The 6,654-nt window shown below is 72.2% G+C and carries 7 protein-coding genes and 1 pseudogene; 3 read left to right on the top strand and 5 right to left on the bottom strand.

Annotation, left to right across the window (positions count from 1 at the left end; translation table 11 throughout):
- On the bottom strand, nucleotides 1–123 hold a 123-nt coding region (locus tag IG05_RS45985; protein WP_146166841.1), incomplete at its 3' end, for a biotin carboxylase N-terminal domain-containing protein.
- 364 nt (nucleotides 124–487) lie between these two features.
- Between IG05_RS45985 and IG05_RS0135125 the strand changes: the two are divergent.
- Nucleotides 488–964, top strand: a pseudogene (locus IG05_RS0135125) (hypothetical protein); the annotation flags it as partial.
- Nucleotides 965–1,046: 82 nt separating this feature from the next.
- Here the strand turns inward: IG05_RS0135125 and IG05_RS0135120 are convergent.
- The 4 genes from IG05_RS0135120 to IG05_RS0135105 all read right to left on the bottom strand — a co-directional run bounded on the left by IG05_RS0135120 (nucleotide 1,047) and on the right by IG05_RS0135105 (nucleotide 3,742).
- Nucleotides 1,047–1,664: a Maf family protein gene (locus IG05_RS0135120; RefSeq protein ID WP_030348136.1), complete on the bottom strand. Its 618-nt coding sequence runs from the start codon at nucleotides 1,662–1,664 to the stop codon at nucleotides 1,047–1,049.
- Nucleotides 1,665–1,696: 32 nt separating this feature from the next.
- Complete coding sequence (gene mmpB / locus IG05_RS50080; protein ID WP_267883333.1) at nucleotides 1,697–1,825, bottom strand: morphogenic membrane protein MmpB; 129 nt, start codon at nucleotides 1,823–1,825, stop codon at nucleotides 1,697–1,699.
- 79 nt (nucleotides 1,826–1,904) lie between these two features.
- Nucleotides 1,905–2,114: an acyl-CoA carboxylase epsilon subunit gene (locus IG05_RS0135110; protein WP_030348135.1), complete on the bottom strand. Its 210-nt coding sequence runs from the start codon at nucleotides 2,112–2,114 to the stop codon at nucleotides 1,905–1,907.
- Nucleotides 2,115–2,146: 32 nt separating this feature from the next.
- Nucleotides 2,147–3,742 carry an acyl-CoA carboxylase subunit beta gene (locus tag IG05_RS0135105; RefSeq protein WP_030348134.1) on the bottom strand — a complete coding sequence of 532 codons (1,596 nt, stop codon included), beginning with the start codon at nucleotides 3,740–3,742 and terminating at the stop codon, nucleotides 2,147–2,149.
- Nucleotides 3,743–3,852: 110 nt separating this feature from the next.
- Here IG05_RS0135105 and IG05_RS0135100 point away from each other — a divergent pair, with 110 nt between their 5' ends.
- Entirely contained in the window at nucleotides 3,853–4,713 is an 861-nt protein-coding gene (locus IG05_RS0135100; protein ID WP_030348133.1) for a biotin--[acetyl-CoA-carboxylase] ligase, read from the top strand.
- Between the two features lie 823 nt (nucleotides 4,714–5,536).
- The gene (locus IG05_RS0135095; RefSeq protein ID WP_030348132.1) at nucleotides 5,537–6,649 is read left to right on the top strand and encodes an adenylate/guanylate cyclase domain-containing protein; all 1,113 of its coding nucleotides are present in this window, start codon (nucleotides 5,537–5,539) and stop codon (nucleotides 6,647–6,649) included.
- Nucleotides 6,650–6,654 lie beyond the last annotated feature (5 nt).

Here is a 6,654-nt window from a genome sequence, read left to right as displayed (position 1 = left end):
GACATGCAGGGCGTCCCGGTCCGGGTCGGCGTAGACGGCCACGCTCGCGATCCCGGCGTCCCGACAGGCCCGGGCCACGCGGACAGCGATTTCGCCACGGTTGGCGATGAGCACCTTGCGCACGATTGAGGCTCCCTCCTTGAAACAAGCCGAGTTTAGGGACTGCCGACACGGCACTTCGACCCGTCCCCAGTGGTGAGCTTGCCCACACGGAGCGTGATACGAGGCGCGCTCGACCCGCGAAAGCCCTTGTCGCACCGCGGTACGCAGGACTCCTTCGGAAAACCCTAGCCCTGTCATGTGGCCAAGGTCTCTGTAAGGGCGTGCTGCGGCCCACTCTGATTCTTTGTCGAGTCCCTACGAATGGCCCAATGATTCTTTGCTGCGGCCCGAACCCTTGTCCCCCGGTTTACCCGTTAGTAGCGTTCGCGCTGTCTGGAACGAACCCGGGGTAACAGGCTGTCGGTGTGAGAGTGGGTGGGGCCTGGTGGTGCGCAGACCGGTGGCATGGGTCGTGGCGGTCGTCCTCCTGGCGGAGGCCGTCCTCATCGCCGCGCTGAACTGGTTCCTCGGAGTGGTCGTCGACCGGCAGGACATGTCGCTGGCCGGCCTCGACCCGGACGTCATGTCGACGTCCTCGAAGGCCGGCGGGGTGGTCTTCGGCCTCTACTTCGCCCTGTGCGCCCTGGTGGCGGTGCTCGTCGCGGTCCGCGACCGCGCCCCGGCCGGCGTCGGCCGCGTCCTGCTGATCAGCGCGGCCGTCGTGCACGGTCTGCTCGGCGCGTTCGCCTGGGGCCTGGTCGGCTGGACGGCGTTCCTGTTCATGGTGGTCGTACTCGGGCTGATCGTGCTGCTCCTGATGACGTACGACCGTACGGGTGGCCCGGAGAGCCCGGCGGCCGGTGACGGCGTGCCGGGGCGGGACGGGGCGCCGGCCGCGCGGGCGGAGCCGGGCGCGGCCCCGGCCGGCGCGGGCGCGCCGGTGAGCCGTACGGACGAACCGCAGGACGGGGACGAGGAGCCCCAGGACTCCGTCCCCGCCCGGATCACCGTTCCGGGGACCACAACTCCGTGATGCCCACGCCCAGTTCCGCGAGGAGCCTGCGGACCAGGGGCAGGCTGATGCCGATGACATTGCCGTGGTCGCCGTCGATGCCCTCGATGAACGGCGCCGAACGGCCGTCCAGGGTGAACGCGCCGGCGACGTGCAGCGGCTCCCCGGAGGCCACGTAGGCGGTGATCTCCTCGTCGCTGGGCTCGCCGAACCGGACGACGGTGGAGGCGGTCGCCGACACGTACCGCTTGGCCTCCGTGTCCCACACGCAGTGGCCCGTCTGGAGCACACCGGCCCGCCCGCGCATCGACTTCCAGCGGGCGGTGGCCTCCTCGGCGTCGGCCGGCTTGCCGAGCGCCTGCCCGTCCAGCTCCAGCACCGAGTCGCAGCCGATCACCAGGGCGCCCTGCACCTCCGGCTTCGCCGCCACGACCGACGCCTTCGCCTCGGCCAGGGCGAGCGCCAGCTCCGCCGGGGTGGGCGCGGTGACGGCGTCCTCGTCGACACCGCTGACGATCACCTCGGGGTCGAGGCCGGCCTGCCGGAGCAGGGCCAGCCGGGCGGGGGACTGGGAGGCGAGCACGAGTCGCCTGCGGTGTGTGGCAGTCATGCGGTCAGGTTAGTCAGGCCGGGCCGCCCGGCTCACCTCAGCCCGATCACGAGCATGATCAGGAACATGGCCAGAGCCATGAGGAGGCCGAGCCGCCGAAGCATGTTCTGCATGTCGCGCAGTTCTTTCGGCGGCTCGTCTTCGGGGTCTGACCACAGCACTCGTCCAGCGTGCGGCCGGTGCCGGGCCGGGCGCCTGAGTACTGCTACTCAAGTTGGCGCCCGGCGGGGACGGATTCCGTCAGCTCGGCCAGTACGTACGGGTCCAGGACACCGGACCCGGGCTGGGGACCCGGGCCGCCGCGATCCTCGACGGGTCGGACCACGCGTCCCTCGGGCCCGGTGCGCCGGACGGCGTCGCCGCTGCCGCCGCGGCGCGGGCGCGGACCACCGCCAGGGCGGCGGCCAGCTCCTCCGGGGTCGGATTGCCTCGTACGACCTTGATGTTCATGACCGCTCCCAGGGTCGGCAGGACTTGGGGACCTACAGGGGGATGTTGCCGTGCTTCTTCGGGGGCAGGGATTCCCGCTTGGTGCGCAGCTGACGCAGGCCGCGCACGATGTGGGCACGGGTGTCGGACGGCATGATCACGGCGTCGACGTAGCCGCGCTCGGCCGCGACGTAGGGGTTGAGGAGGGTGTCCTCGTACTCCCGGATCAGCCGCGCCCGGACCGCCTCGACGTCCTCGCCGCTCGCCTCCGCCTCGGCGATGGTCCGGCGGTGCAGGATGTTGACCGCGCCCTGGGCGCCCATGACGGCGATCTGGGCGGTGGGCCAGGCCAGGTTGAGGTCGGCGCCCAGGTGCTTGGAGCCCATGACGTCGTACGCGCCGCCGAAGGCCTTGCGGGTGATGACGGTGATGAGCGGGACGGTGGCCTCGGCGTAGGCGTAGATCAGCTTGGCGCCGCGCCGGATGATGCCGTCGTGCTCCTGGTCGACGCCGGGCAGGAAGCCGGGCACGTCCACGAAGGTCAGCACCGGGATGTTGAAGGCGTCGCAGGTCCGCACGAAGCGGGCGGCCTTCTCGCTCGCCGTGATGTCGAGGCAGCCGGCGAACTGCATCGGCTGGTTGGCGACCACGCCCACCGGGTGTCCTTCGACCCGCCCGAACCCGGTGAGGATGTTCGGCGCGAACAGGGCCTGCGTCTCGAAGAACTCGGCGTCGTCCAGGACGTGCTCGATCACCGTGTGCATGTCGTACGGCTGGTTGGCGCTGTCCGGTACGACGGTGTCCAGCTCGCGGTCCTCGTCGTTGACGGCGAGATCCGCCTCCTCCGGGAAGACCGGGGCCTCGGAGAGGTTGTTGGACGGCAGGTACGACAGCAGCTGCTTGACGTACTCGATGGCGTCCTTCTCGTCGCCGGCCATGTGGTGGGCCACGCCGGAGGCGGTGTTGTGGGTGCGGGCGCCGCCCAGCTCCTCGAAGCCGACGTCCTCGCCGGTGACGGTCTTGATGACGTCCGGGCCGGTGATGAACATGTGCGAGGTCTGGTCGACCATGACCGTGAAGTCGGTGATGGCCGGGGAGTAGACCGCGCCGCCCGCGCAGGGGCCGACGACCAGCGAGATCTGCGGGATCACTCCGCTGGCGTGGGTGTTGCGGCGGAAGATCTCGCCGTACGCGCCCAGGGAGGCGACGCCCTCCTGGATGCGGGCGCCGCCGGAGTCGTTGATGCCGACGACCGGACAGCCGGTCTTCAGCGCGAAGTCCATGACCTTGACGATCTTCTGGCCGTAGACCTCGCCCAGTGCCCCGCCGAAGACGGTGAAGTCCTGGGAGAACACGGCGACCGGTCGGCCGTCGACGGTTCCGTACCCGGTGACGACGCCGTCCCCGTAGGGCCGGTTGCTCTCCAGCCCGAAGTTGGTGGAACGGTGCCGGGCGAACTCGTCCAGCTCGACGAACGAGTCGTCGTCGAGCAGAAGTTCGATCCGCTCACGGGCTGTCAGCTTGCCCTTGGCGTGCTGTTTCTCGACGGCGCGTTCCGAGCCGGCGTGCGTCGCCTCGTGGATGCGGCGCTGGAGATCCGCCAGCTTGCCCGCGGTCGTGTGAATGTCGATCTCTTCCGGCTCGGACATCGGGATGCGGCTCCCTGCCTGCTCAAAAGGGGGGACGGTTACTCATCCGTAGAGTAGTGGCGGCCCTACGGATCAGCAGTGCGTCGTTTACCACACCTAGGGTGGCTTGCATGACGCCGCAGAATCCATCAGACGACAGCCGCTGGTCCGACCTGGACCGTCCGCCCCTGAACGCCGTGGCACTGCGGCGCGGGCTGGTCCGGGAGGGGAGCCTGTACCGGGAGATCGAGGTGGTGCAGCGGACCGGCTCCACCAACTCCGACCTCGCCGCGCGGGCCGCCGCGGGGAAGGCGGGCGAGGGGGCGGTGCTGGTGGCGGAGGAACAGACGGCCGGCCGGGGCCGGCTGGACCGCCGCTGGACCGCGCCGCCGCGCTCGGGTCTGTTCTTCTCCGTCGTGCTCAAGCCCGTCGAGGTGCCGGTGGCCCGCTGGGGGTGGCTGCCGCTGCTCACGGGGGTGGCGGTGGCGACCGGGCTGTCCCGGGCGGCGGGCGTCGACACGGCGCTCAAGTGGCCGAACGACCTGCTGGTGACCGTCGGCGGGGAGGAGCGCAAGGCCGGCGGGATCCTCGCCGAGCGGGCCGGGGAGGACGGGATCGTGGTCGGCGTGGGCATCAACGTCACCCTGCGCGCGGACGAACTCCCCGTCCCGCAGGCGGGTTCCCTCGCGCTGGCCGGGGCGCTGGGCACGGACCGGGATCCGCTGCTGCGCGCGGTGCTGCGGTCGCTGGAGGACTGGTACGGCCGGTGGCGGGCCGCGGGCGGCGACCCCTCGGTGAGCGGCCTCCAGGAGACCTACACGGCCGGCTGTGCCACGCTCGGCCGCGTGGTGCGGGCCGAGCTGCCGGGGGACCGGGCGGTGGTGGGCGAGGCCGTGGCCCTGGACGGTGACGGCCGCCTGATCATCGCCACGAAGGAGGGCGTACAGGAGCCGGTGGGCGCGGGCGACATCGTCCACTTGCGCCCGGCGTAACCCTGCGTCGGCGGCTGCGCCTGCGCTGCGTCGGGGGGCGTCGCCCGTCTGTGTCTGCGGCTGCGCTGCGTCGGGTGGGTGCATCGCCTGTCTGCGGCTGCGGCTGCGGCTGCGGCTGCGGCTGCGGATGTGCGGGCTGGGCGCGTCGTCCGTCTGCGGCCCGTGTGTGGGGATGCCTGCGGCGCCTCTCCGGCTGGGTGGGGGCGTGCGGAGCGCCGGGCGAGGGCTGGGGGTCGGGGCCGCGCCGGGGGGTGTCCGTCCTCGGAACGGCGCGGAATCGGTCGGCCGAGCAGTCCCGGCGTCGACGCGCCAACCGCTGCGGGCGGACACCCCCCGACCCGTCCCCTTCCCGCCGTCGGCGACCGCGGCGCCATACGCCCTAGGGGCGCGAGGCCGGTGCCGACGGCCAGGGCGTCCGGGTCTGCACCGGTGCTGTGTGGCGTGGCTGGGTGTAGTTCCTTGGGGGCGCGGGGGACTGCGCGAGTGGCCGCGGTGGGTCTGTGGTCGGTGTTGGTGGGTGGGGCCCGGGGCTTGGCCGGTGCGGCTGCGCCGGTGCTGTGTGTGGCGTGGCTGGGTGTAGATCCTTGGGGCGCGGGGGACTGCGCGAGTGGCCGCGGTGGGTCTGTGGTCGGTGTCGGAGGGTGGGAACCCTGGGCCTGGGCCGAGGGGCTTGGCCCCCGGGTGCCGCGGCGGCGACGCCGGTAAGTGACCGGTACCGGCGAGCACCCCCCCGGCCCAACCCAACGGAGTGAGCTGGCGCACACCTGCCGTAGAGTTGAGCGCGGTCGATACCTGACCGCGGCAGATCGGAAGGGCAGCAGGCGTGACCGTCGACGACACGGGCTCCGGCGCTGGCGGGGACCCCCACGCCGCCGACACCGGCGAGGACCCGCTGGCCCTGCGGCTCGAACAGCTCATCCTGGGCGCCGAGCGCCGCTACACCCCGTTCCAGGCCGCCCGCAGCGCCGGCGTCTCCATGGAGCTGGCGTCCCGCTTCTGGCGGGCGATGGGCTTCGCGGACATCGGCCAGGCCAAGGCCCTCACGGAGGCCGACGTCCTCGCCCTGCGCCGGCTCGCCGGCCTCGTGGAGGCGGGCCTGCTGAGCGAGGCGATGGCGGTGCAGGTGGCCCGGTCCACCGGGCAGACCACCGCCCGGTTGGCCGAGTGGCAGATCGACTCCTTTCTGGAGGGCTTGACCGAGCCCCCCGAGCCCGGGATGACCCGCACCGAGGTGACGTACCCGATCGTCGAGCTGCTCCTGCCCGAGCTTGAGGAGTTCCTCGTCTACGTCTGGCGCCGCCAGCTCGCCGCCTCCGCCGGCCGGGTCGTGCAGACGGGTGACGACGAGGAGATGGTCGACCGGCGCCTCGCCGTCGGCTTCGCCGACCTGGTCGGCTTCACCCGCCTCACCCGCCGTATGGAGGAAGAGGAGCTGGGCGAACTGGTCGAGGCGTTCGAGACGACCGCCGCCGACCTGGTCGCCGCGCGCGGCGGCCGGCTCATCAAGACCCTCGGCGACGAGGTGCTGTACGCCGCGGACGACGCGGGCACGGCCGCGGACATCGCGCTGCGGCTGGTGGAGACGCTGTCGAACGACGAGACGATGCCCGAGCTGCGGGTGGGCATGGCGTTCGGCACGGTGACCACCCGTATGGGCGATGTGTTCGGTACGACGGTGAACCTGGCCTCCCGGCTGACCTCGATAGCACCGCGCGACGCCGTCCTGGTGGACAGTGCCTTCGCCGAGGAGCTGATCCGTACCGGCGAGGCGCCCGCCTCGGAGGCGGAGGCGGCGGAGGCCGCGGCGGCCGCCGAGAAGGAGGGCGAGGAACCGCCGACGTACCGCTTCGCGCTCCAGCCGATGTGGCAGCGCCCGGTGCGCGGGCTCGGCGTGGTCGAGCCGTGGCTGCTCGCCCGCCGCGACAGCCGGCCGTAACCGCC

The sequence above is a fragment of the Streptomyces sp. NRRL S-1022 genome (assembly GCF_000720135.1).
Lineage (GTDB): Bacteria > Actinomycetota > Actinomycetes > Streptomycetales > Streptomycetaceae > Streptomyces.
The sequence above is the reverse complement of the archived record's forward strand: the minus strand, read 5'-3'. Positions and strand labels throughout refer to the sequence as shown.